Annotated in this window: 2 rRNA genes; both read right to left on the reverse strand. The window is 55.8% G+C overall.

Annotated features, from left to right (window positions below):
- Positions 1–127: 127 nt before the first annotated feature.
- A 5S ribosomal RNA gene (gene rrf / locus H512_RS0119915) occupies positions 128–243 on the reverse strand.
- A gap of 149 nt (positions 244–392) precedes the next feature.
- Positions 393–2372 (reverse strand): 23S ribosomal RNA (locus H512_RS0119920); the annotation flags it as partial.

Genomic DNA, 2372 nt, shown 5'->3' on the forward strand with positions numbered 1-2372 from the left:
AAAACCCCCGCGGATTGCTCAGCGGGGGCTTTGGATTGTTGGTAGTTGTCTGTGTTCTGGCATTGTTGTGAAGAGATATAGTCGTGTGTTTTGTTCGTGTTTGATCCCTTTATCTTGTCCTTTGCAGGCCTGGCGGCGACCTACTCTCCCGCGTCTTGAGACGGAGTACCATTGGCGCTGGGGAGTTTCACGGCCGAGTTCGGGATGGGATCGGGTGCATTTCTCCCCGCCATGACCACCAGGCCGGCGAAGGGCAAGAGCTCATGGCAGGCGTTGGCCTCGTCATGAGCTTTAAGGATCAGGTCTTTGGCGGCGGGCTTGTTGTCCCGCCGGATCGTGTTGGTCGTGTTGTCCGATGTTCACCCTTTTCGGGATGGACAGGGATAATGAGAGCGATGAAGCCGATCGAGCTATTAGTACCGGTAAGCTTCACGCATTGCTGCGCTTCCACACCCGGCCTATCGACGTGGTGGTCTTCCACGGCTCTGATAGGGAGCACTCGTTTTGAGGTTCGTTTCCCGCTTAGATGCCTTCAGCGGTTATCGAGTCCATACTTAGCTACCCTGCAATGCGGCTGGCGCCACAACAGGTCCACCAGAGGTATGTCCATCCCGGTCCTCTCGTACTAGGGACAGATCCTCTCAATGCTCCTACACCCACGGCAGATAGGGACCGAACTGTCTCACGACGTTCTGAACCCAACTCACGTACCACTTTAATCGGCGAACAGCCGAACCCTTGGGACCTTCTCCAGCCCCAGGATGTGATGAGTCGACATCGAGGTGCCAAACGATGCCGTCGATATGGACTCTTGGGCATCATCAGCCTGTTATCCCCGGCGTACCTTTTATCCGTTGAGCGATGGCCCGTCCACGAGGGACCACCGGATCACTATGGCCGTCTTTCGACTCTGCTCGACGTGTCAGTCTCGCAGTCAGGCAGGCTTATGCCATTGCACTCGTCGACCGATTTCCGACCGGTCTGAGCCTACCTTCGCGCGCCTCCGTTACTCTTTGGGAGGCGACCGCCCCAGTCAAACTACCCACCACACACTGTCCCGGGCCCGGATGACGGGTCGCGGTTAGACAGTCATGACGATAAGGGTGGTATTTCAAGGATGGCTCCATCCGAGCTGGCGCCCGAACTTCATAGCCTACCACCTATCCTACACATGCCGACACGAATGCCAGTGTGAAGCTATAGTAAAGGTGCACGGGGTCTTTCCGTCTGACCGCAGGAACCCCGCATCTTCACGGGGAATTCAATTTCACTGAGCCTGTGCTGGAGACAGCGGGGAAGTCGTTACGCCATTCGTGCAGGTCGGAACTTACCCGACAAGGAATTTCGCTACCTTAGGACCGTTATAGTTACGGCCGCCGTTTACCGGGGCTTCAATTCGGAGCTTGCACCCCTCCTCTTAACCTTCCGGCACCGGGCAGGCGTCAGACCCTATACGTCGCCTTAGCGGCTTCGCAGAGCCCTGTGTTTTTGTTAAACAGTCGCCACCCCCTAGTCTGTGCCCCCCGATGACGGTTGCCCATCACCGGGGCCTCCTTCTCCCGAAGTTACGGAGGCAATTTGCCGAGTTCCTTCAGCACAATTCGCTCAACGCCTTGGTATGCTCTACCAGTCCACCTGTGTCGGTTTCGGGTACGGTCTGATGCAGGGGCTATTTCCTGGAACGCTGAGACCGCATCCCCAATCCGTTAAGGGAACACGATCCTTCACATCCGTCACCACCTGCTGGCTGAGGAATATTCACCTCATTCCCATCGACTACGCCTTTCGGCCTCGCCTTAGGGACCGGCTAACCCTGCGAAGACTAGCTTTACGCAGGAACCCTTGGACTTTCGGCGAGGGTGCTTCTCACACCCTTAGCGTTACTCATGTCAGCATTCTCACTTCCGATACCTCCAGAGGTCCTCACAGATCCTCCTTCGCAGGCCTACGGAACGCTCCGCTACCGCGTGTACAAGTACACACCCATAGTTTCGGTGCACGGCTTGAGCCCCGTTACATTGTCCGCGCAGGAACCCTTGTCTAGACCAGTGAGCTGTTACGCTTTCTTTAAATGATGGCTGCTTCTAAGCCAACATCCTGGTTGTTTTGGGATTCCCACATCGTTTCACACTTAGCCGTGACTTCGGGACCTTAACTGATGGTCAGGGTTGTTTCCCTCTTCACGACGGACGTTAGCACCCGCCGTGTGTCTGCCGGATAGTACTCTCGGGTATTCGGAGTTTGCTTAAGATCGGTAAGTCTGTAGGACCCCCTAGCCTATGCAGTGCTCTACCCCCCGAGGTATAAGTCCGACGCTCTACCTAAATAGATTTCGCGGAGAACCAGCTATTTCGAGGTTTGATTGGCCTTTC

The sequence above is a fragment of the Pleomorphomonas koreensis DSM 23070 genome (assembly GCF_000425185.1).
In the GTDB taxonomy this organism is placed as follows: domain Bacteria; phylum Pseudomonadota; class Alphaproteobacteria; order Rhizobiales; family Pleomorphomonadaceae; genus Pleomorphomonas; species Pleomorphomonas koreensis.